This window comes from Pseudomonas sp. FG-3G, from assembly GCF_901007645.1.
GTDB lineage: Bacteria > Pseudomonadota > Gammaproteobacteria > Pseudomonadales > Pseudomonadaceae > Aquipseudomonas > Aquipseudomonas rhizophila.
Genome location: NZ_CAAKGZ010000021.1, coordinates 396,690 through 416,896, shown reverse-complemented (window position 1 = coordinate 416,896; position 20,207 = coordinate 396,690). Strand labels below are relative to the sequence as shown.

Below are 20,207 nucleotides of genomic sequence, written 5' to 3'. Positions count from 1 at the left end.
TGGATGCCCATAGGCATGCGCCGAACTATCCTAAAAGGCCAGGAGTATCGCGATGGAGGTGTGAAAAATTTGTGAGATATTTGGTTACAAGACGAATGTCGGGGGCTGTGGCGAAGGCGTTTCTTGTGGCGAGGAAATTTATTTCGGTGGTCGCGTTGCCACCTCACGCACTGAAACCCGCGCACTCAGGGGTGGGACCGCTACGCGCTGCGGCAGGGACACATGCCCTTGGCACGGATGGGTATGCATGGAAATGACACCGGTTTGTCCAGTGCCACTTCCGGCGCCGCGCCTCTGCTCGGGGGTTACCGAGCCAGGGCCTGGCTCTGATGGGACAGCTGGGAGTGTTGCAACTGCATGCGCAATTGCGTCACCTCATCAAGCAGCAGATCACGCTCTTCTTTGAGCAGGCGTAATTCGTCGCGACGAATGGTCACGTAAAGGGTTTGGGGAGGACGTGCGGTAACTACGGAGTCCATTGCTCACCTCGCAAATGGCGTACATCAACTATAGAGATGTCGCCAGTATTTGGTCGACACCTCTACTATCGGCGCCGATTCTGATTTCTTTTGCTTGTGATTGGAACTTTTTTATTTTTCATGGTCGCTGTGTCTTTGGCCGGATCTGGAGCGTTATCCCTTGTGATCGCTCGAATTACCCGGAAACTATGCAGCAATGCTCTGGACTAACCTCCACTCGTCGATTGAGCTAAACCTTTGACACACCTTTATTTGTAGTAGGGAGCATCAGCACATGCAACTCGGGATCATTGGACTGGGCCGCATGGGCGGCAATATTGCGCGGCGCCTGATGCTCAATGGGCATACCACCGTCGTCTACGATCGCAATGCCGCCTTTGTTGAAAACCTGAGCCAGGAGGGCGCAACGGGCGTCGCGGATCTGCCGCAACTGGTGGCCGGTCTGGAAAAACCACGGGCTGTCTGGGTCATGTTGCCTGCCGGCGCACCCACCGAAGACACGATTAACGTTCTCAGCGAGTTGCTGGAGCCGGGCGACGTCATCATTGATGGCGGTAACACGTACTACAAGGATGACATCCGTCGCGCGCAGGCCTTGTCGGTCAAGGGCCTGAATTATATCGACGTCGGCACTTCCGGCGGCGTTTGGGGCCTGGAACGCGGTTATTGCATGATGATTGGGGGTGACGCCGAAGTGGTGAAGCGCCTGGACCCCTTGTTTGACAGCCTGGCACCAGGGATGGGCGATATCCCGCGCACCCGCGACCGCAAGTCCGACGATGATCGCGCTGAACGCGGCTACATCCACGCGGGCCCGGCCGGTTCGGGGCATTTCGTGAAGATGATCCACAACGGCATTGAATACGGAATGATGCAGGCCTTCGCCGAGGGCTTTGACATCCTCAAGACCAAATCCAGCGAAAGCCTGCCACCTGAGCAGCGATTTGACTTGAACGTGGCCGATATCGCCGAAGTCTGGCGTCGCGGCAGTGTGGTGTCGTCCTGGCTGCTGGATTTGACCGCCGACGCCTTGGCCAGCGATCCGAAGTTGGACGGCTTCTCCGGTGAGGTTGCCGACAGTGGTGAAGGACGCTGGACCATCGAAGCGGCCATTGAGCAAGCGGTGCCGGTGCCGGTGCTCTCCAGTTCATTGTTCGCCCGTTTCCGCTCGCGCCAGCAGAGCACCTACGGTGACAAGATGCTCTCGGCCATGCGCTTTGGCTTCGGTGGTCACGTGGAGACGCCGAAAAAATGACCTCGATCGGCAGGAAATCCAAGGCAGAACCCGCGCCGCCGACCACGCTGTTTCTGTTCGGCGCCCATGGTGATCTGGTCAAGCGTCTGCTGATGCCGGCGCTGTACCACCTCAGTCGCGACGGGCTGCTGGGGGATGGCCTGCAGATCATTGGCGTCGACCACAACGCTATCAGTGATGTGGACTTCGCCCGGAAACTCGAGGATTTCATCCGTCACCAGGCGGCGAGCAAGGGCGGCGATGCCGACCGGGCGCTCGACCCGGTGCTGTGGGCCAGTCTGGCTCGGGGCATCAGTTACGTTCAGGGTGACTTCCTCGATGACAGCACCTACCAAGCACTGGCGGCGAAGATCGCCGCCAGTGGCACCGGCAACGCGGTTTTCTATCTGGCGACCGCGCCGCGCTTTTTCAGTGAAGTGGTCCGCCGCCTCGGCGCGGCCGGGCTGCTTCAAGAGCAGGATGATGCCTTCCGGCGTGTGGTGATCGAGAAACCGTTCGGTTCCGACCTGCAAACCGCCGAAGCGCTCAATGCCTGCCTGCTCAAAGTCATGAGCGAAAAACAGATCTACCGGATCGACCATTACCTAGGCAAGGAAACGGTGCAGAACATTCTGGTCAGCCGTTTTTCCAACAGCCTGTTCGAGGCCTTCTGGAACAATCACTACATCGACCATGTACAAATCACCGCCGCGGAAACCGTTGGCGTGGAAACCCGTGGCAGTTTCTATGAACACACCGGCGCCCTGCGGGACATGGTGCCCAACCACTTGTTCCAGTTGCTGGCGATGGTGGCCATGGAACCGCCGGCCGCCTTTGGCGCCGATGCGGTGCGTGGTGAGAAGGCCAAGGTGGTCGGGGCCATTCGCCCCTGGTCGGTGGAGCAGGCCCGCGCCAACTCGGTGCGTGGCCAGTACACCGCAGGCCACGTCGACGACAGACCGGTCAATGGTTACCGCGAGGAAGCCAATGTCGCGCCCGACAGCAATACCGAAACCTACGTCGCCCTCAAGGTGATGATCGATAACTGGCGTTGGGTCGGGGTGCCGTTTTACCTGCGCACAGGCAAACGCATGAGTGTGCGGGACACGGAAATTGTCATCTGCTTCAAACCGGCGCCTTACGCGCAGTTTCGCGATACCGAAGTCGATGAACTGCAACCTACGTACTTGAGAATCCAGATCCAGCCCAATGAAGGCATGTGGTTCGACCTGCTGGCCAAGCGGCCGGGGCCGACCCTCGACATGGCGAATATTGAACTGGGATTTGCCTACAAGGACTTCTTCGAAATGCAACCGTCCACGGGCTACGAAACCTTGATCTACGACTGCCTGACCGGCGATCAGACCTTGTTCCAGCGTGCCGACAACATTGAAAACGGCTGGCGTGTGGTCCAGCCGTTCCTCGATGCCTGGCAACAGGACGCGACGGTCCAGTTCTACAAGGCCGGCGAAGATGGTCCGTCGGCCGCAGATGACCTGCTGACACGCGATGGCCGCGTTTGGCATGCGCTCGATGAGTGATCAGGTGAAACACCCCATCCGGTTTTTACTCAGTGACATGGACGGCACGCTGTTGCTGCCCGACCACAGTCTCAACCAGCGCACTATCGAGGCCGTTCGCTCGCTGCGCGAGGCGGGCGTGATGTTCAGCCTCGCCACCGGGCGGCCGCCCCGGGCGATGTTGCAGCAGATCGAAGCCTTGGGCGTGGACCTGCCTACCGCCGCGTTCAATGGCGGTACGCTGGTCCACCCGGACGGCAGTTTCCTCGCCGTGCACTACCTGCCAGATGAGGCGGCTTTGGCGACGCTGGCCTTGTACGCCGACCAGCCTGATATCGAGGTCTGGGTGTTTGCCGACGGTGACTGGCTGGTGCGCGACGCCAACGGTCCGATGGTGCCGGTGGAGACGCGTGGGCTTGGCTATCCGCCGGTGCAAGTCGAGAGTTTCGAGCCTTACCTGGAACGTATCGACAAGATCGTCGCCACCAGCGCCAATACGCAGCTACTGGTTGAGCTGGAGGCGCGCTTGCATCCGCTGCTCAAGGGCCAGGCTCAGGTCTCGCGTTCGCAACCGATCTATCTGGATGTGACGGCGATGCGGGCAAACAAGGGTGAAGCGCTGGCGACCCTGGCAGCGTTCTTGGGGGTGCCGTTGGAACAGACTGCCGCCATGGGCGACGGTGGCAACGATCCGGCGATGTTTCACCGTGCGGGGTTGTCGATTGCCATGGGGCAGGCGGAGGCGGCGATTCAGCGTCAGGCCGATGTCATCACCGCAGCCAACACCGAAGACGGTGCGGCACTGGCAATCGAGCGATTCATTCTGGCTCGATGAACCACGCAAATCATCAGGGCCGGTACCGCACCACCACCGCCCGATACGTGCCATGCAGAGAGCAGCCGCCCACCAGGATCTTTCCGTCTGCCTGCAGCGCCAGGGATGTGGCGGTGTCGAGGCTGTAGCCCAGCCGAGTGCGGACCCAACCGCTGCCCTCGCCGAAATCCGGGTCGAGGCTGGCGTCCGGCAAGTGCCGGGCCAGAACGAAGTCCGTTTCGATACCGCCGATGGTGGCCCCAGCGGTCACTAGCTTTGCGTCCGCTTGAAGCTGGGCCGCCGTCCACTGACTGGCGCTGTTGCCAAATTTCAGGAACTGACACTGTCCTTGATTGCAGCGAGGGTCCGGTTTGCCGTCCCTGCCCACTCTTAGCGACAGGCAATGCATCGGGTCGCGGCTGCTGCCCAGTGCTTGCAGATCACCGTCTGGAAGTTGGACGATCTGGCTGACCATCACGCTGTGCTGCTGGGTCGTGATGGACAGGAAACCGTCCTCGCCAAAGCTGTCATCCAGTGTGCCGCTGGGATCATAGCGGGCCATCAAACCTTGTTGGGGCAAGTCAATCACTCCGCCGACCACGATGCTGCCGTCGGCCTGAAGCGCCACACAACCCAGCCAAGTGTTTTTCAACAGATGCCGGACCATCACAAAGCCGCGGTTGTTGAACGAAGTGTCCAATGCGCCGTCCGGCAGGAGCCGGATCAGGATGCCGACATGGTCAGATAATTGGTAATGATGGTTGGCGAGGATGAGGATCCGGCCATCGGTCTGCACCCGCATGTCACAGGCTTCAAGACCTGGTACGCCGGGTGGGAGCCAGGTGTCGCGCAGACCTTGGGAGAGGTTGCCGCACAGCCGTATGACCTGCCGCCCGGCGCTGCCGAAGCTTTGAACGGCGCGGCCCTGCTGATCGAACAGCGCGATGGCGGGCAGGGTGCGGTCGCTGTTTTCGTAGTGCAGACCGGACAGCAGGATACGGCCGTCGGGTAATTCCATCACCTTGCCTGCCGTGGCTTCGAAGCCGCGCTCAAAAGAGCCGATCACATAGCCATGGTGTCCGAAGTTCGCGTCAGCCGAACCGTCGTGGTTGAGCCGTGCAAGCCCGAACCGGCTGCCTTCGGTCGTTTCGATCCGGGCTGCCACCAGGATCCTTCCGGCATGATCGACCGTCAGGCCCGTGGTCAGGCTCCCGAGGCTACCGGTGAAATGCAACCAGGCTTTACCGTTATCGGCAAAGCCTGGGTCGAGATGGCCGGCACAGGTCGCGGCCGTCGGCATTGCAAACGCGGATTGATCGAGCATGCATGCCTCTCCTTGCGTGTCGATAAGCCCGGAGGGGCGACGACTGCATGAGGGCAACATTCAATCCCTGAATGTGACAATGCACAACTATCAGACTCTGCAGAAACAGCAGCGAATCGTGCCAGAACACTGGCTTTTCGATCCAGTGCAAAGCCTGCAATCCATCATCAGGTTTACCGCTAAGGATTTACTCAGGCATGGACCAGGATTGCAGGGTGTAGCCTTCCTGGCTCAACTCGGCACGGGCCTGTTTCAAGCAGTCAGCCAGTTGGGCCGGGTCGGTGTAGGCACTGCTTGGAATCTGAGTGCGGCCAATATGAGTATTGGTGCGGTCAATGACGGTCAGGCTCAGTTCACCATTACCGTCTTGTGGAGCCCAGGCCACGCATTGAAAAGGACGAAAGGCGCGGTCGGCAATCAAAAGAGCTTCGTTGATACGGAGCGGGGCGTTCATGGCGTTATCTCTTAAGTATGCCCAATCAAATGATGTGCCGTCGGTTGGGCGTACCGGGCGGCTGGTTACTTGTACTGATGTCTTGTAAGGGGGGGCAGGTCACACATTCCTTAAATAAATTTCGATTTTCTTTCAGACCCGGCTTTTGGACTTTTGTTTGAAAGCTTGATGAAAGATTCCAGCGGGCGACAACTAACGAAACGCGCGCTTATAACCACTTTAAAGCGAACTCGATAATCAATTGATACAAGCAGGTGTCAACTTCTTGCTACTGTTACATGCAGGTTCGCCAAACGACTGTTTTTCCTCATATTCCTTATTTTGGCGCCAAGGATCAGTCATGATCGAAGCCAGTACGTCGCGTCGTCTGCTCGTGGTTGATCCCTGCGATGATTGCCATCGCCTGTTGCCCGGATTACGCACCATTGGCTGGGACGTGGAGAGTTGTTCCCTGGAACATGCGGGCGATCGAACGTGCGATGTGGGCCTGTTGCGACTTCAACCTTTTCATCTGGAACGGCCGGAGGCGGTCAAGGAGTTGATCAGTCGCAGCGGCACCGAGTGGATCGCCGTGCTGAATCAGGAAGTGTTGCGTCTGAAGAATGTGGGGGATTTTGTCTGCGAGTGGTTTTTTGATTTTCATACCTTGCCATTCGACGTGTCCCGGGTTCAGGTGACTCTGGGCCGCGCCTTTGGCATGGCGCGTTTGCGCGGACAGGGCTCGATTCACATCAATGAGCCCGAACATGAATTACTGGGCGACAGCAAACCCATTCGGGAGCTGCGCAAATTGTTGAGCAAGCTGGCACCTGCCGAATCGCCAGTGTTGATTCGCGGTGAAAGCGGCACCGGCAAGGAGTTGGTGGCGCGCACGCTGCATCGCCAATCCCATCGGCGCAACAAACCGTTCATTGCCATCAATTGTGGCGCGATACCGGAGCACTTGATCCAGTCGGAATTGTTCGGGCACGAGAAAGGCGCTTTCACGGGTGCCCATCAGCGCAAGATCGGGCGGATCGAAGCGGCTCACGGCGGCACCCTGTTTCTGGATGAAATTGGCGACCTGCCGTTGGAGCTACAGGCCAATCTGTTGCGTTTCCTGCAGGAGAAACACATCGAGCGGGTCGGAGGCAGCCAGCCGATCGCCGTCGATGTGCGGATTTTGGCCGCCACCCATGTGGATCTGGAGGCCGCCATCGAGCACAAGCTGTTTCGTGAAGACCTGTATTATCGCTTGAACGTGCTGCAGGTGCTGATGGCGCCGTTGCGTGAACGCCATGGCGATTTGTCGATGCTGGCCAGCCACTTCTCGCATTTCTACAGTCAGGAAACCGGTCGCCGGCCTCGCAGTTTCAGTGAAGACGCGTTGGTGGCCATGGGCAAGCATGACTGGCCGGGCAATGTGCGTGAGCTGGCCAACCGGGTACGTCGCGGCCTGGTGTTGGCCGAGGGGCGGCAGATCGAAGCGATGGACCTTGGCCTGACAGGTCATCAAGGGCCGGTGGCGCCGATGGGCACCCTTGAAGACTACAAGACCCGTGCTGAGCGCCAGGCGCTGAGCGATGTGCTTAACCGGCACAGTGACAACCTGAGTGTTGCTGCCCGCGTGCTGGGCATATCGCGGCCGACGTTCTACCGGCTTCTGCACAAGCATCAAATCCGCTGAATCAACCCTTGCACTACTCGATGTGAGAGCGAGCCTGCTCGCGGTAGCGGTGTGTCAGTCACCAACAGGTCACTGATCTACCACTACCGCGAGCAGGCTCGCTCCCACAGGGCACTGCGTTAGAAGTAATACGGGAATTTCAGGCTAAAGGTGAAGTCCGGTGCATCGTCGGTCAGACCGATGGACAGGTTGGGGACGATGGTCAGGTTGTCGCTGGCGGCTACGGTCATGCCGATGTTGAAGTAGCCGGCATTGGCGTCGCTGGAAACCACCGATTCCCAATCCCCGCCGTCCTGTTTGAGCTTGCTTTTCTTTTGTATGAGGTCGGAAACCGAGAACGACATACTCATCTTCTCGTTCAGCGCGAAGGCAATGCCCGCGCCGATCTGGAAGCTGTCGCCGATCCGCACCTTGCCCGGTATCCTCTGGTTGACGGTGGAGCTTATGTCGTCGAAGGACTCTTCGAAGTTATGGGTGTAGGAAAGGCTGCCGAACAGCACTGCCGGATCGAAGGTCTTGACCAGCGAGATCCCGGGTGTGATCGACCATACGCCGTTGCCGGTGGGCAGGTCTTCAGGCACGAACAGGTTGGTGTTGGCCTGGGACTGGCGCAGCTTGATGCCGAACGGCTCCTCGCCGGTTGGTGCCTTGACGCGCAGAGTGAGCACCGCGTCCGGGCTGTTGATCGATTCGTCCATGAACTTGTAGGCGATGCCGAAGTTGACGTCACCGATGGTGGGATCGCGGGTAACGGTTTCTTCGCTGGTCACCCCGGCTGCCCCTTGGTTGGCACCGCCGGACTGATAGGTGGATTCGCGGTAGACCACCGGTACGTTGAGGTCGAACTGCCAGCGATTGTCGAAGTTGTAACGGCCGGTGAGGTCCAAGGTCCAGGTGTCGGCCTTGATCCTGTCCAGGTTGATGTTGCCCAGGAAAATCGAGTCCAGGGCCAGGAAGCCGTTCAGAATCAATTGTCGTGTGTCGTAGCGCGAATAGGTCACGCCGGTTTCGAAGCTGAACTTGCCACCGCCAAAAAAGCCGCTGGCCTCGTCATAGAGGTTGGAGACACTCTGGGCGGGCTGCGAATCATCGGCCAGAGACTGCCCGTAACCGCTGCCACCGGCCGCTGCGCCGCCAGCCGCAGTCTGGTTGCCTTTCATGTCGGCTGGGGATTTGGCCAGGCGCTTGGGCGGGGGAGCAGCGGGTTGATCCTCGACCTGGCGGACTCGCTGTTCGAGTACCGCCAGGGCTCTTTGCTGGACCTCGTATCGTTGTCTGAGCTCGAGAAGCTCCTGCTTCAGTGCTTGAATGTCGGCGTCAGGTGCTGCTTGCAGCAGGGGCGCCGGTAAAAGAGTGCTTACGCACATCACAGCGCGCAACGATACGGATCGATACATGAAATATGCCGTCCCTATTTGCCCAGTGGTCGCAAGGCAGCGTAGTTCAATATCCGAGATTGCGCAGTCCGCGCAGCTGGGTCAGGTTGCAGTCCAAAGCCCCGGCGCTGAGGCCGTTGTTGTTCAACACCACGTTGAGTTGCGTCATGTTGTTGACCAGGTTGCTGTTACCCAGCAAGCGAGTGTTTTGCAGCAAGCCGCCCTGGGCGACTTGTTGCAGAGAACTACCCTGGTTGTGGTTGGCCTGGATCGCCATCTGCACGCCGCTGCCGGTGGCGGTAACCGCGACACTGCCGGCGGCGTTGCTGCCGCTGATGGTTTGGCCTTTGCTCAGCAGTTGGCCTTGAGCAGGCACCAATGCGGGTGCCTGGTTGCTTTCCCTGACGTTGATGCTGACGCTGTTGTAGGCGGAATTGCCATCGCCCGCGGCGCGCACGCTCTGGGTCACGCCCTGGCCACCGGCCAGGCCCGCGCCACCGACAATGTTGCCGCTGCCCTGTTGCGGGGCCTGGCCATTGCCGGTCTGCTTGATCGTTGAGACATAGAACTGGGGTTTGACGGTGGCCGCCTGGATTTGCATGGAACTGCTCGCACCAATCAGGTCGCCACTGGCGTTGCGCCAGGTGCTGCTCATGACGATGCCGAAGCTGATGACCCGTCCGGGCATGACATAGCGTCCACGCAGTTCGGCAAGCTCCTGATCCTTGACTTCGATGGGTTTGAATCCGGCGTGGGCATGGCCCGACACAGCCGCGGCAAGGCTGGCAAACACCAGCCAGCGTGAAGTTTTCATGTGCTGCTCCCGGAGCTTCCTGCTCCTTTTGTACTTATGGTTGGCGATTGGTCGGCGATTAGAAAAAGTCGCTCTGTATGAAACCAAAATCCATCAGCTCTGCATCTTTGACCGGATTGAACCCGTCCAGTTTGTTACGCGCCGTCAGCGGTTGCGGAGGGGTACGCAGTGCGTTGGTCTTGTCGTAACCCGGGCCGACGATGGCAAACACGATACCGTTCCAGCCTTTGACGAAATCATCATGGGCGTAGCGCTTGTGCCCCAGTACGGGGTCGGCGATATAGACCCATTGCCGGTCGGCTCGCTGCAATACCACGAAGTGCTTGTAGCCACGGATGTCCATCAGGACCACCACCGGAATTGTCACTGCCTCGAGCTTTTCTGGCGGTATCCGGTAGCCCCGGGCGCGCATGCCGATGCTTTCCACGTAGCGCTTCATATCGAGCATGGAAAATCCCTGGGTGCGGACCAGGTCATGGTCGGCTTTGACCAGCATGCCCTTGATGACGTGCTCTTCATCCACGTCAAGCCAATAGGCCTGGCGCAGTACCGTGGCCAGCGCGGCGGCGCCGCAACTGAAATCGGTTTTCTGTTCGACGATGTCACTGAACTTGCGCTCGCGCACACTCTGTACTGGCTTGTAGACCAACATGCCGCCGGGTAGGGCAGCGACCGGCATTTGCGCAGCTTCAGCCACGCCGGCCAGACAAAGGAGCAGAGAAAGGGCTGCCGCTCGCATGATCGATACGCCTTATGCACACCTGGGAAAGAAGCCCCGTTTCCGGGGCTTCGTTTCGATCGCGCTTACATGCAAGCCCTGCAACCGGCCGAAATGGACAGCGAGTTGCTTTGCTGGTTGCCCACGCCCGCCGACACGTTGGCGCCGCCGTTACCGGAGAAGCCGTTCATGGAGTTGGTCATGGTCGCGTTGTTGATGACAGGGTTTTTCCAGCCATCGCGGGTCAGCACTTGTTGAGTGTTGCTGCCGGCCAGTTCGAAAGTGCCCACGGCGGAGAACTTGAACTTGTCGTCATCGTGACCGCCGCCGTATCCGCCTCTGTTGCCCCAGCCACCATGGTCGTCGTCTTCGACGGTGCCGGTGCCTTTGGCCTTGAAGGTGCCGGAAGCGGCATAGGTGCTGGTGAGGGTGTCGGTCTTGTAGGTCCGTACGCCCTTGTTGTCGACCACAAGGCCGGTGGAAGACTGATCAGCCGAGGCTGCGGCCTCTGCGACACGTCCGCCCGATACAGCGATGGCCAGGTTGTTTTTCTGTTGGTTGAAGTTGCCGGCCGTCACGTTGATGCCGATGTTGCCGGAGCCATTGTTGCCCGCATTGGTGAGCGAGGCGTTGTTTCGGGTCGAGTTGTTTTTGACGTAGTTATTGTTATTGACCTGCATGGCGCTGGAGGTCGCGACCGCCGAGCCGAAGATGAATGCTTCGTCAGCGGTGGCAATGGCGGCGGCGTTGTCCTGCTGGTTGCCATCGCCGGCGGCGATGTTGGCGCCCATATTGCCGTTGCTGCCATTGAGCGAGTCAGCGGCTTCAGCCGTGTTGCGGGTGGCCTGGTTGGTCACCACGTTGCCGTCGCTGTTCTGCTCATCCATCACGGTCGCGCTAGCCCCGGCGGTGATCGAAAGCAGTTGTTCAAACGACGGACCTTGCGGACCGTGATTGCCATGCCCGTTGCCACGTCCGTTTCCATCAGCCTGTGCAGCCATTGCCATGACAGCGGCGAGAGCGAAAACCAATGGTTTAAGTGCCATTGTTGGTTTCATGGTGTTTCTCCTTGCGTGTCGTTGGTTAAGTGTCAGTACTTTCTTATGCCCACGGTTTTCGGGTCAGTCAGCGACCCGGATGCTCAGGGTGTTAGCCATGCGGTTCCCCACCCCGGCACTCTGGTTCACCTGGATAACCCCTCGGCTGCCGGTGAAGGCCTGGTCGCTGGTGACGACCTGGCGACTGCCGGTTGGGGTGCCAGTTGCTCCTGAGTTTGGTAACAACGCCACGTTCTGTTGAGAAAGGGCGCTATCGTCGATGCTCTGCGGCCGGGCACTGATGCCCACCCGCATGACATTGGCCATCTGGTTGTTGGCCCCGGCGGACTGGTTCACGCCCAGTACTCCGTTGCCGTTGCTAAATGAGCTGCCGCCGATGCGGGCCGTTGCGTTCATCGACGGGTCGGCCGCGGTGTCCAGTCGTTGACGCACGACAGTGGTGGCCTGGGCGTGAGTGCCGATGGCGATCGCCCGGGTGTTGGTCTGCTGGGTCTGATCGCCAGCGGCCTGGTTGACGTTGAAGTTGCCGGTATAGCGGCTGCCGGAATCCTGCAGATTGGCATTGCTGATCACCGCCGCGCCCGGATCGGCGAACGCGGTGGACGAGCCGAGCAGGGCAAGCAGAAACAGGGTTGGCTTCATGTCACTGACCTCCGGCCAGCCGGCCCAGCGGGGCCAGCCCTGAACTCAGCGAGCGGTTGATCGTGCCGGAGATGGCACCACCGTTGCCGCCACCGTGACCGGCGCGCATGCCCGGCAAGCCGTTGGGGTTGGTCACGATGTTCAGACCTTGTACGCCGGTGTTGTTCGGGTTCACGGCGTTGCGGATCGACGAGCCGCTGGCGACGCTGGCGAATTCGCCGTCGCTCAGCTCAATGCTGGCGGTCGCTTGATTGACTCGATCAGATGGGTTGGCGTTGACGGTGCTCGGGTAGGGGTCTTTGCCACCGTTGCGACCGATATGAACGGGCTGTACGTCACGGGTGAGCACAATGACGCCGTTGCCCTCGGCCTGCACGGGGAGGCTGAACGTCGCGCCAGCGGCGCAGCCGATCAACAGCATGCAGGTCAAGCTTCTATTGAAAGTCCCCACGGCATCGATTCCTTCTTCGGTGGGCTGGCCTTGGTCCAGCGTTGCGAAGGAGGAAGAGCAGGTGTTGTGCCGGTTATAAAAAATCTATCAAATTCAATGGGTTGGTATATTTCAGAGGAATTTCGCCCAGCACCTGTTTCATCCGTGAGACAGGCCGATAGAAGGCTAATGGCCGGGCGCTATCGCTTGGCTCTGGTTCAAGGCTTCGCAGCAGGTGTTTCAAGAACCTGACAAAGGCACTGGAAAAACCATCGAAGTGCTCTGGAGCCGGGTTTGCCAAGACTGGGGTGTTTCAAGAGTGGTACAAACAGAGGGGTAAATCAGGCTTGGAGCAGTCGAGTCACGGTTGCAAACACCCGTTCCCGACGTTGCGCCCAATCGCCTTCAATAACCTGGAAGGGTTGCTGATGCCGAACCAGCCATTGCTCGATAGCCTCGAAAAACCTCATTCGGTCTTCCAGTTCGGGTTGGCAGCGCAGGCCGTCGCCCGTCCATTCGACCTGTTGCGGGCTCAGCAGCAGGTGCAAGTCGTAATGGCGGGCCAGCAAGGCCGGCTCCAGCCAGCTTGGGCAGTCACCGAACAGGGTTTGGCTCCAGAGGATGTTGCTCAACAGGTGGGTGTCGAGGATCAACAACGGTGGTTTACCGGCGCGGGCTGCGTCTTCCCAGGCCAACTGTCCTGCGGCGATATCGGTGATGTCTGACAGGCGGGTCTCACGCGGATTCTGCTCCATGAAGTGGCGAACGTATTCGTCCACCCGCAAGCCGCCGAAGTGCTCCTGCAACTGCGCCGCCAGCCAGCTCTTGCCGCTGGACTCCGGGCCGGTGAGCACCATCACCTTCATGTGCGCAGGACCGGGTCGGCGCGCCATTCGCGCCAGCCTTGTACGGCCAACAGCGTGAACAAAGCGTAGAGCGCGGCGGTCAGGTACAGGTCCTTGTAGATGAACAAGCCCACGAAGATGATGTCCAGGGCGATCCACAACGGCCAGCATTGCACGCGTTTTTGCGCCATCCACCACTGCGCCACGAGACTGAAACCGGTGAGTGCAGCGTCGAGCCAGGGCTGGGCGGCGTCGGTCCAGTGCGCCATGGCAGCACCCAGCATCAGGCTGCCTGCCGCGCCGACCGCCAGGCCACGCAATACTGAAGGCGCGCCCAGACGGGTGATTTGTCGCCCCTCATGATGCTGCCCCGCACGAGTCCATTGGTACCAGCCATAGAGTTGCAGTACGGCGTAGACACACTGCAGCAACATGTCCGAGTACAGCTTCACTTCGAAGAAGATCCAGCTATAGAGCAGCACCATGACCAGGCCGATCGGCCAGCACCAGGGGTTCTGCTTGACGGTCAACCAGACAGCAATCACGCCGAGGGCTGCGGCAAACAGTTCAAGCCCGGACATGGCGATTCCTTGGGTAGTAGGAGAAGGCGGCGATTGTAAACGCTGGCGCCCGTTTTTCTATGCCTGGTAAACCTTCTTGAGCAGGCGCAGCAATTCTTCGCGCTCGGCACCGTCAAGCGTTGAGGTGGAGTCCAGGTCGCTCTGTGCGGCGATTTGCTTGAGTTCCTTGAGCAGGGTTTCGCCGGTTTTGCTCAGGAATATCCCGTAGGAGCGTTTGTCGGGCTTGCACCGCACCCGCACGGCCAGTGCCCGGCTTTCCAGCTTGTTCAACAGGGGCACGACTTGCGGCGGTTCGATCGACAGGGCCTTGGCCAGATCGGTCTGCATCAGGCCGGGGTTCTGGTCGATGATCGCCAGGGCCGAAAATTGGGCGGGCCGCAGATCGTGGATGGCGAGTCGACCGATCAGGTTCTGGAACAGTTTCAACTGGGCGCGACGCAGGGCGTAACCGATCAGATCATCCAGCGCGGAGTCCAGCGGGGCCTGTGCGTCGGTACCGCTGGCCTGGGGCTCGGCGGGTTCGGCAAGCTTGGAAGACTTGGCCATCGGAGGGAGCATCCTCAAGGTGAGTGATTAACAAGGCTATCCATTTTGCCGAGGTTGAAGCGCGATGGCTATGGTGGATATCGAAATCGTGATTTGTCGCTTTGTCCTGTCCGTTGGGAAAAATACAGATAAATGGATTAATAGTTAATTGACATAACTAGTTTTCGAGTTTAATTTTTGCTCATCTTCAGCCAAGAACAAGAGAGCACGCCCGCCATGAGCAATTACGAAGGTCGCTGGAAAACGGTCAAGGTCGATATCGAGGAAGGCATTGCCTGGGTCACCCTCAATCGTCCGGAAAAACGCAACGCCATGAGTCCGACGCTCAATCGCGAGATGATCGACGTGCTGGAAACCCTGGAGCAGGACCCGGCCGCCGGTGTACTGGTGCTGACCGGGGCCGGTGATGCCTGGACGGCCGGCATGGATCTCAAGGAGTATTTCCGCGAAGTGGATGCCGGGCCTGAAATCCTGCAAGAAAAAATCCGTCGCGAAGCCTCCCAGTGGCAATGGAAACTGCTGCGCATGTACGCCAAGCCGACCATTGCCATGGTCAATGGCTGGTGCTTCGGTGGCGGCTTCAGCCCGCTGGTGGCGTGTGACCTGGCGATCTGCGCTGACGAGGCGACCTTCGGCCTTTCGGAAATCAACTGGGGCATCCCGCCCGGTAATCTGGTCAGCAAGGCCATGGCTGATACCGTGGGCCATCGCCAGTCGCTGTACTACATCATGACCGGCAAAACCTTTGGCGGGCAGAAAGCCGCCGAGATGGGACTGGTCAACGAAAGCGTGCCCCTGGCGCAACTGCGCGAAGTCACCGTTGAGCTGGCGCGTAACCTGCTGGAGAAAAACCCGGTGGTGTTGCGAGCAGCCAAGCACGGGTTCAAACGCTGCCGCGAACTGACGTGGGAGCAGAATGAGGATTACCTGTATGCCAAGCTCGATCAGTCGCGCCTGCTCGACACCGAGGGTGGTCGCGAGCAGGGGATGAAGCAGTTCCTCGACGACAAGAGCATCAAGCCGGGGTTGCAGACCTACAAGCGCTGAGACGACGGCGCGGCGGGTGTCTATCCTGCGCCCGCAGGCTGTTGTTCAAAAGCCCTTGGCGCTACTGTGAATGTGTTCCCTATAAAGACAATAAAGAGGAATCACCATGCTGGACGTGCCCCTGTTGATCGGCGGCCAGTCGTGCCCCGCCCGTGACGGTCGGACTTTCGAGCGTTGCAATCCGGTAACCGGTGAAGTGGTCTCCCGTGTGGCGGCTGCCACGTTGGAGGATGCCGACGCCGCCGTGGCCGCCGCGCAAGCTGCGTTTCCCGCCTGGGCAGCGCTGGCGCCCAATGAGCGACGCACGCGTCTGCTGCGTGCCGCCGAGCAATTGCAGGCGCGCACTGGCGAGTTCATCGCCGCCGCCGGCGAGACGGGCGCCATGGCCAACTGGTACGGTTTCAACGTGCATCTGGCGGCGAATATGCTGCGCGAAGCCGCGTCCATGACCACCCAGATCAACGGCGAAATCATTCCTTCGGATGTGCCCGGCAGTTTTGCCATGGCCCTGCGTCAGCCTTGCGGCGTGGTGCTGGGTATCGCGCCGTGGAATGCCCCGGTGATTCTCGCCACCCGCGCCATCGCCATGCCGCTGGCCTGCGGCAACACCGTGGTGCTCAAGGCTTCTGAAATCAGCCCGGCGGTGCACCGCTTGATTGGCCAGGTATTGCAGGACGCCGGACTGGGCGATGGCGTGGTCAATGTCATCTGCAATGCCCCGGCAGATGCGCCGGCCATTGTCGCGCGGCTGATCGCCAACCCGGCGGTACGCCGGGTCAATTTCACCGGCTCGACCCATGTCGGGCGCATCGTTGGCGAACTATCGGCGCGCCACCTCAAGCCGGCATTACTGGAACTGGGCGGCAAGGCGCCGTTGCTGGTGCTGGATGACGCTGACTTGGATGCAGCGGTAGAAGCAGCCGCCTTCGGGGCGTACTTCAATCAGGGGCAGATTTGCATGTCCACCGAGCGGCTGATCGTCGATGCCAGCGTGGCCGATGCCTTTGTTTCCCGGCTGAGCGCCAAGATCGCCACCTTGCGTGCCGGTGATCCTGCGGCCGGTGATTCGGTATTGGGTTCGCTGGTAGACGTCAGTGCCGGCCAGCGTATCAAGGGGTTGATCGACGATGCCTTGGCCAAAGGCGCGACGCTGGTGGCGGGAGGGCAACTGGACGGCAGCATTCTGCAGCCGACCTTGCTCGACGGCGTCACTCCAGACATGCGCCTGTACCGCGAAGAGTCTTTCGGTCCGGTGGCCGTGTTGCTGCGTGGTGAAGGCGACGAAGCCTTGTTGCGCCTGGCCAACGACTCCGAGTTCGGCCTTTCGGCAGCCATTTTCAGCCGCGATACCACTCGGGCGTTGGCTTTGGCCCAACGGGTCGAGTCGGGCATCTGCCACATCAATGGTCCGACCGTGCACGACGAGGCGCAGATGCCCTTCGGTGGGGTCAAGTCCAGCGGTTACGGCAGTTTTGGCGGCAAGGCGTCCATCGAGCATTTCACCCAGTTGCGCTGGGTGACGATGCAGAACGGCGCCCGGCATTACCCGATCTGATATCTGTCGCATTGCGGGCGGCGGCGCGTGGACATCGCCGGCCCGATGCAGGCCAGACATAACAATAACAAGGCCGCAGCCAGATGCTGCCACGCTCCGCTCGCTTCGCGCGGGTTCGGCGTGCCTTGATGGAGGAAATGTACGTGAGTGTTGAGTTCAGATCGTCCTCCCGAGCCGGCCCCGGGCGCTATCGCCAGGTGTCGATTGGTCATCCAGCCGTTGAAGTCAGAGAAGAACAGGGCATCCTGCACATGCGCTCCCTGGAGCCGTTGGCTGCGTTGCCGACGCGCTTGCTCGATCGCCTGGTGCATTGGGCCGAGGTGCGCCCGCAACAGACCTTTATTGCAGCCCGCCAGGCGGGTGGGGACTGGCGGCGAGTCAGCTATGCTCAGATGCTCGACAGCGTGCGGGCCATCGCTCAAGGTTTGTTGAGCTATGGCCTGTCAGCCGAAAAGCCCCTGGCGCTGCTATCGGGTAATGACATCGAGCACCTGCAAATGGCCCTTGGCGCGATGTACGCCGGGATCCCTTATTGCCCGGTGTCGCCGGCCTATTCGTTGCTGTCCCAGGATTTCGCCAAGCTGCGACACGTTTGCGATTTGTTGCAGCCGGGGCTGGTGTTTGTCAGCGAGGCCGCGCCGTTTGAGCGGGCGATCAATGCGGTGTTGCCGGCGGACATTCCCTTGATCACGGTACGTGGGGAAATGGCCGCAAGGTCCAGGGCAAGCTTTGCCAGCCTGCTGGCGCAACCCGGTGGTATTGAGGCCGAGCGGGCCTTTGCCGCCACCGGACCGGACAGCATTGCCAAGTTTCTCTTCACCTCGGGCTCCACCAAGCTGCCCAAGGCTGTGATCACGACCCAACGCATGCTCTGCGCCAATCAGCAAATGCTGTTGCAGACCTTTCCGGTGTTCGGTGAAGCGCCGCCGGTATTGGTGGATTGGTTGCCGTGGAACCACACATTCGGTGGCAGTCACAACGTCGGCATCGTGTTGTACAACGGCGGCACCTTTTACCTGGACGACGGCAAGCCCACCGCCCAGGGCTTCGCCGAAACCTTGCGCAACCTCAAGGAGATTTCTCCCACTGCGTACCTGACCGTGCCCAAAGGTTGGGAAGAGTTGGTCAGTGCCCTGGAGCAGGACGGCGAGTTGCGCGAGCGGTTCTTCGAGCGCATCAGTCTGTTCTTTTTTGCGGCAGCGGGTCTGTCCCAAAGTACTTGGGACCGGCTCGACAAGGTCGCCGAACAGCATTGCGGCGAACGCATTCGCATGATGGCCGGGCTGGGCATGACGGAGGCGTCGCCGTCCTGCACTTTTACCACCGGGCCGTTGTCCATGGCCGGTTACATCGGCTTGCCGGCACCCGGCTGCGAGGTGCGGCTGGTGCCGGTGGACGGCAAGTTCGAAGGGCGCTTCCGCGGACCGCACATCATGCCCGGCTACTGGCGCTCGCCGCAGCAGACCGCTGAGGTGTTCGACGAAGACGGTTTTTACTGTTCCGGCGATGCGATCAAGTTGGCCGATCCCCATGACCCGCAATTGGGCCTGATGTTTGACGGACGGATAGCCGAGGACTTCAAGCTGTCCTCTGGGGTGTTTGTCAGTGTCGGGCCGCTGCGTAACCGGGCGGTGCTGGAGGGGACCCCGTATGTCCAGGACCTGGTGGTGACCGCGCCGGATCGCGAGTGCCTGGGCGCGCTGGTGTTCCCACGGCTGGCTGAATGCCGGCGCTTGTCAGGCCTGTCCCCGAGCGCCAGCGATGCCGAGGTCTTGGCCAGCCGACCGGTACGCCAGTGGTTTGCCGATTGGCTGCAACGTCTTAACCGCGAGGCGAGCGGCAACGCCAGCCGCGTAGAGTGGATTGCCTTGCTCGATGAGCCGCCCTCCATCGATCGTGGTGAAATCACCGATAAGGGCTCGATCAACCAACGGGCGGTGTTGCAATGGCGCGCGGCGAAAGTCGAGGCGCTGTATTGCGGCGAAGATCTGTCGATCCTGCGGGCGAACTAGTCGGTCCAGACCCAAAATCCGTGACAGCAAGGCTTGCCATCAATGTTGTCTGGTCTGCCGCCATCGCGAGCAGGCTCGCTCCGACAAGGATCTATGGCGGACCCATTGTGGGAGCGAGCCTGCTCGCGATGGCGGTCTGCCTGCCCCGCTGATTTTCCTGCGCTCGATTGCTCTTGCGTTCGCTCCATACCCCCGCCGTGACACACCGTCCCAAGCCTTCTACTATGGCGACTCTGTTTTCTCTGGAAGAACCTGGATGAGTAAGCCCGGCCAAACGGTGCTGGTCGCATTGCGCAGGATGATCGCCTCAGGCGAGCTGGCGGGCGGTGAGCGCTTGATGGAAATTCCCACGGCTGAGTTGTTCGGTGTTTCGCGAATGCCGGTGCGCATGGCGTTTCGTACCCTGGAGCAGGAAGGGCTGCTGGTGCGCTTCGGTGGTCGCGGATTCCAGGTGCGCTCGGTCAGTGCCGAGGAAATCGCCGGGGCCGTGGAAGTGCGTGGTGTGCTCGAAGGCCTGGCCGCGCGGCAAACGGCCGAGCGTGGCTTATCCGAAGAGGGGCGAGCGGCACTTGAACAATGCCTGGTGCAGGGCGACGAACTGTTTGCCAAGGGCTATGTGACCGAGGATGACCTTGAGGTCTATCACGACTTGAACATGCGCTTTCATCAGGTGATCGTCGAGGGCAGCCATAACCCGGCGATTGCCGATGCCCTGGCTCGCAACGATCACCTGCCATTTGCCTCAGTCACCGCCCTGGCGGTGGATCGTCAGAACATGGCCGGCGAATTTCGCCGCTTCAACTACGCCCACATGCAGCACCACTCGGTGTTCGATGCGCTGATCCATCGCCAGGGAGCCCGCGCCGAGGCAATCATGCGCGAACATGCCAATGCGACTTTGCGTTATGCCGAGGTGTTCGGCTCGACGTTGGCTGATGAGCGGATGAAGGTGATTGTTCGGTCGCAGTGAGCGCGCATACGGCTGGGGGAGCTAAGCTTGCTTGCGATAGCCGTCTGTCAGCCGATAGCAATGCTGACTGAGTCGCCGCCATCGCGAGCAAGCTTTGCTCCCACAAAGCTCTTCCCTCAGGG

20 protein-coding genes are annotated in these 20,207 nt (G+C 60.3%); 8 read left to right on the top strand and 12 right to left on the bottom strand.

Going from position 1 to position 20,207, the window contains the following annotated elements:
* Nucleotides 1-305 precede the first annotated feature (305 nt).
* Nucleotides 306-479 (bottom strand): DUF6026 family protein, encoded by a 174-nt coding sequence (locus PSEUDOMOFG3G_RS14215; RefSeq protein WP_171061379.1) that lies wholly within the window; start codon nt 477-479, stop codon nt 306-308.
* A 250-nt stretch (nt 480-729) separates the two neighbouring features.
* Here PSEUDOMOFG3G_RS14215 and gnd point away from each other — a divergent pair, with 250 nt between their 5' ends.
* Genes gnd through PSEUDOMOFG3G_RS14200 form a run of 3 tightly spaced genes read left to right on the top strand, consistent with a single transcriptional unit; the run spans nt 730 to nt 4,068 of the window.
* On the top strand, nt 730-1,734 hold the full coding sequence (gene gnd / locus PSEUDOMOFG3G_RS14210) for a phosphogluconate dehydrogenase (NAD(+)-dependent, decarboxylating) (protein WP_256244141.1): 1,005 nt from the start codon (nt 730-732) through the stop codon (nt 1,732-1,734).
* On the top strand, nt 1,731-3,254 hold the full coding sequence (gene zwf, locus PSEUDOMOFG3G_RS14205) for a glucose-6-phosphate dehydrogenase (RefSeq protein ID WP_139050358.1): 1,524 nt from the start codon (nt 1,731-1,733) through the stop codon (nt 3,252-3,254). The genes gnd and zwf overlap by 4 nt, the downstream gene beginning before the upstream one ends.
* The gene (locus PSEUDOMOFG3G_RS14200; RefSeq protein ID WP_139050357.1) at nt 3,247-4,068 is read left to right on the top strand and encodes an HAD family hydrolase; all 822 of its coding nucleotides are present in this window, start codon (nt 3,247-3,249) and stop codon (nt 4,066-4,068) included. Before zwf ends, PSEUDOMOFG3G_RS14200 begins: the two co-directional genes overlap by 8 nt.
* A 13-nt stretch (nt 4,069-4,081) precedes the next feature.
* On the opposite strand, the gene PSEUDOMOFG3G_RS14195 is transcribed toward PSEUDOMOFG3G_RS14200, so the two are convergent.
* Together PSEUDOMOFG3G_RS14195 and PSEUDOMOFG3G_RS14190 are read right to left on the bottom strand one after the other, a co-directional pair.
* Nucleotides 4,082-5,371: a hypothetical protein gene (locus PSEUDOMOFG3G_RS14195; RefSeq protein WP_139050356.1), complete on the bottom strand. Its 1,290-nt coding sequence runs from the start codon at nt 5,369-5,371 to the stop codon at nt 4,082-4,084.
* A gap of 187 nt (nt 5,372-5,558) precedes the next feature.
* The gene (locus PSEUDOMOFG3G_RS14190) at nt 5,559-5,825 is read right to left on the bottom strand and encodes a hypothetical protein (protein WP_047226544.1); all 267 of its coding nucleotides are present in this window, start codon (nt 5,823-5,825) and stop codon (nt 5,559-5,561) included.
* Between the two features lie 340 nt (nt 5,826-6,165).
* On the opposite strand from PSEUDOMOFG3G_RS14190, the gene PSEUDOMOFG3G_RS14185 reads away from it, so the two are divergent.
* Nucleotides 6,166-7,491 carry a sigma-54 dependent transcriptional regulator gene (locus PSEUDOMOFG3G_RS14185; RefSeq protein WP_047226543.1) on the top strand — a complete coding sequence of 442 codons (1,326 nt, stop codon included), beginning with the start codon at nt 6,166-6,168 and terminating at the stop codon, nt 7,489-7,491.
* A 119-nt stretch (nt 7,492-7,610) separates the two neighbouring features.
* Here PSEUDOMOFG3G_RS14185 and PSEUDOMOFG3G_RS14180 read toward each other — a convergent pair whose 3' ends face one another.
* The 9 genes from PSEUDOMOFG3G_RS14180 to PSEUDOMOFG3G_RS14140 form a co-directional block, all read right to left on the bottom strand.
* On the bottom strand, nt 7,611-8,888 hold the full coding sequence (locus PSEUDOMOFG3G_RS14180; RefSeq protein WP_139050355.1) for a transporter: 1,278 nt from the start codon (nt 8,886-8,888) through the stop codon (nt 7,611-7,613).
* Between the two features lie 46 nt (nt 8,889-8,934).
* Nucleotides 8,935-9,681, bottom strand: coding sequence for a hypothetical protein (locus PSEUDOMOFG3G_RS14175; protein ID WP_139050354.1), 747 nt, complete (start codon nt 9,679-9,681; stop codon nt 8,935-8,937).
* A 58-nt stretch (nt 9,682-9,739) separates the two neighbouring features.
* Nucleotides 9,740-10,420: a C39 family peptidase gene (locus PSEUDOMOFG3G_RS14170; protein ID WP_139050353.1), complete on the bottom strand. Its 681-nt coding sequence runs from the start codon at nt 10,418-10,420 to the stop codon at nt 9,740-9,742.
* A 65-nt stretch (nt 10,421-10,485) separates the two neighbouring features.
* Entirely contained in the window at nt 10,486-11,457 is a 972-nt protein-coding gene (locus tag PSEUDOMOFG3G_RS14165; protein WP_047226539.1) for a hypothetical protein, read from the bottom strand.
* Between the two features lie 63 nt (nt 11,458-11,520).
* Nucleotides 11,521-12,099, bottom strand: coding sequence for an adhesin (locus PSEUDOMOFG3G_RS14160; protein ID WP_139050352.1), 579 nt, complete (start codon nt 12,097-12,099; stop codon nt 11,521-11,523).
* Between the two features lies 1 nt (nt 12,100).
* Entirely contained in the window at nt 12,101-12,550 is a 450-nt protein-coding gene (locus PSEUDOMOFG3G_RS14155) for a hypothetical protein (protein ID WP_047226537.1), read from the bottom strand.
* Nucleotides 12,551-12,870: 320 nt separating this feature from the next.
* A complete protein-coding gene (locus tag PSEUDOMOFG3G_RS14150; RefSeq protein ID WP_047226536.1) occupies nt 12,871-13,395 on the bottom strand; it encodes an AAA family ATPase in 525 nt (174 codons plus the stop codon).
* Nucleotides 13,392-13,955, bottom strand: coding sequence for a nicotinamide riboside transporter PnuC (pnuC, locus tag PSEUDOMOFG3G_RS14145; RefSeq protein ID WP_047226535.1), 564 nt, complete (start codon nt 13,953-13,955; stop codon nt 13,392-13,394). Before pnuC ends, PSEUDOMOFG3G_RS14150 begins: the two co-directional genes overlap by 4 nt.
* Before the next feature lie 57 nt (nt 13,956-14,012).
* Nucleotides 14,013-14,501, bottom strand: coding sequence for a MarR family winged helix-turn-helix transcriptional regulator (locus PSEUDOMOFG3G_RS14140; protein ID WP_047226534.1), 489 nt, complete (start codon nt 14,499-14,501; stop codon nt 14,013-14,015).
* Between the two features lie 216 nt (nt 14,502-14,717).
* On the opposite strand from PSEUDOMOFG3G_RS14140, the gene PSEUDOMOFG3G_RS14135 reads away from it, so the two are divergent.
* From PSEUDOMOFG3G_RS14135 to PSEUDOMOFG3G_RS14120, 4 genes are all read left to right on the top strand, one after another.
* Entirely contained in the window at nt 14,718-15,548 is an 831-nt protein-coding gene (locus tag PSEUDOMOFG3G_RS14135; RefSeq protein WP_003202420.1) for a p-hydroxycinnamoyl CoA hydratase/lyase, read from the top strand.
* 106 nt (nt 15,549-15,654) lie between these two features.
* Entirely contained in the window at nt 15,655-17,103 is a 1,449-nt protein-coding gene (locus PSEUDOMOFG3G_RS14130; protein WP_076384959.1) for an aldehyde dehydrogenase, read from the top strand.
* Between the two features lie 143 nt (nt 17,104-17,246).
* Entirely contained in the window at nt 17,247-19,115 is a 1,869-nt protein-coding gene (locus tag PSEUDOMOFG3G_RS14125; protein WP_139050351.1) for a feruloyl-CoA synthase, read from the top strand.
* A 256-nt stretch (nt 19,116-19,371) separates the two neighbouring features.
* The gene (locus PSEUDOMOFG3G_RS14120; protein ID WP_047226532.1) at nt 19,372-20,085 is read left to right on the top strand and encodes a GntR family transcriptional regulator; all 714 of its coding nucleotides are present in this window, start codon (nt 19,372-19,374) and stop codon (nt 20,083-20,085) included.
* Nucleotides 20,086-20,207 lie beyond the last annotated feature (122 nt).

Excerpts from the sequence above, each read along its gene's own strand:
- PSEUDOMOFG3G_RS14215 (WP_171061379.1), bottom strand. The coding sequence starts at position 479 with ATGGACTCCGTAGTTACCGCACGTCCTCCCCAAACCCTTTACGTGACC.
- zwf (WP_139050358.1), top strand. The coding sequence starts at position 1,731 with ATGACCTCGATCGGCAGGAAATCCAAGGCAGAACCCGCGCCGCCGACC.
- PSEUDOMOFG3G_RS14200 (WP_139050357.1), top strand. The coding sequence starts at position 3,247 with ATGAGTGATCAGGTGAAACACCCCATCCGGTTTTTACTCAGTGACATG.
- PSEUDOMOFG3G_RS14195 (WP_139050356.1), bottom strand. The coding sequence starts at position 5,371 with ATGCTCGATCAATCCGCGTTTGCAATGCCGACGGCCGCGACCTGTGCC.
- PSEUDOMOFG3G_RS14190 (WP_047226544.1), bottom strand. The coding sequence starts at position 5,825 with ATGAACGCCCCGCTCCGTATCAACGAAGCTCTTTTGATTGCCGACCGC.
- PSEUDOMOFG3G_RS14185 (WP_047226543.1), top strand. The coding sequence starts at position 6,166 with ATGATCGAAGCCAGTACGTCGCGTCGTCTGCTCGTGGTTGATCCCTGC.
- PSEUDOMOFG3G_RS14180 (WP_139050355.1), bottom strand. The coding sequence starts at position 8,888 with ATGTATCGATCCGTATCGTTGCGCGCTGTGATGTGCGTAAGCACTCTT.
- PSEUDOMOFG3G_RS14175 (WP_139050354.1), bottom strand. The coding sequence starts at position 9,681 with ATGAAAACTTCACGCTGGCTGGTGTTTGCCAGCCTTGCCGCGGCTGTG.
- PSEUDOMOFG3G_RS14170 (WP_139050353.1), bottom strand. The coding sequence starts at position 10,420 with ATGCGAGCGGCAGCCCTTTCTCTGCTCCTTTGTCTGGCCGGCGTGGCT.
- PSEUDOMOFG3G_RS14165 (WP_047226539.1), bottom strand. The coding sequence starts at position 11,457 with ATGAAACCAACAATGGCACTTAAACCATTGGTTTTCGCTCTCGCCGCT.
- PSEUDOMOFG3G_RS14160 (WP_139050352.1), bottom strand. The coding sequence starts at position 12,099 with ATGAAGCCAACCCTGTTTCTGCTTGCCCTGCTCGGCTCGTCCACCGCG.
- PSEUDOMOFG3G_RS14150 (WP_047226536.1), bottom strand. The coding sequence starts at position 13,395 with ATGAAGGTGATGGTGCTCACCGGCCCGGAGTCCAGCGGCAAGAGCTGG.
- pnuC (WP_047226535.1), bottom strand. The coding sequence starts at position 13,955 with ATGTCCGGGCTTGAACTGTTTGCCGCAGCCCTCGGCGTGATTGCTGTC.
- PSEUDOMOFG3G_RS14140 (WP_047226534.1), bottom strand. The coding sequence starts at position 14,501 with ATGGCCAAGTCTTCCAAGCTTGCCGAACCCGCCGAGCCCCAGGCCAGC.
- PSEUDOMOFG3G_RS14135 (WP_003202420.1), top strand. The coding sequence starts at position 14,718 with ATGAGCAATTACGAAGGTCGCTGGAAAACGGTCAAGGTCGATATCGAG.
- PSEUDOMOFG3G_RS14130 (WP_076384959.1), top strand. The coding sequence starts at position 15,655 with ATGCTGGACGTGCCCCTGTTGATCGGCGGCCAGTCGTGCCCCGCCCGT.
- PSEUDOMOFG3G_RS14120 (WP_047226532.1), top strand. The coding sequence starts at position 19,372 with ATGAGTAAGCCCGGCCAAACGGTGCTGGTCGCATTGCGCAGGATGATC.